Origin of the sequence: Arthrobacter sp. CAL618 (assembly GCF_000468215.1) — a bacterium.
Classification (GTDB): domain Bacteria; phylum Actinomycetota; class Actinomycetes; order Actinomycetales; family Micrococcaceae; genus Arthrobacter_D.
In genome coordinates, this window is record NZ_ASZW01000091.1 from 1 (window position 1) to 245 (window position 245).

1 protein-coding gene (running past one end of the window) is annotated in these 245 nt (G+C 66.9%); it reads right to left on the reverse strand.

The annotated features are described in order from the left end of the window. Window positions 1-174 precede the first annotated feature (174 nt). A protein-coding gene (locus K728_RS18495) for a cysteine dioxygenase (protein WP_202805322.1) crosses the window boundary here: on the reverse strand, window positions 175-245 show its 3' end. The gene runs 439 nt beyond the window's last position; only the last 71 of its 510 coding nucleotides appear in the window; the start codon falls outside the window, past its right edge; it ends in the stop codon at window positions 175-177.

Consider the following 245-nt stretch of genomic DNA (forward strand, 5'->3'; position numbering starts at 1 on the left):
GAGCCAGGAGGACCGGCCGCTGGGGGAGGACCTGGCCGCAGCGCAGGCGCTACTGCCGGGCCTCGCCGGGTTCTAGGGCAGGAAGCGATCGAACCCTAGCGCTCCAGTTCGTCGGTGACTGACTGGAGCTGCTTGTACTTCTCAATGACGCTTTCGTCGTCCATGGGCCGCAGCTCATCGGCGTAGCTCACCGACATGCGGCGGATCACCCCGTTGCGGCCGATCGCGTACTGCCCCATCCGCCA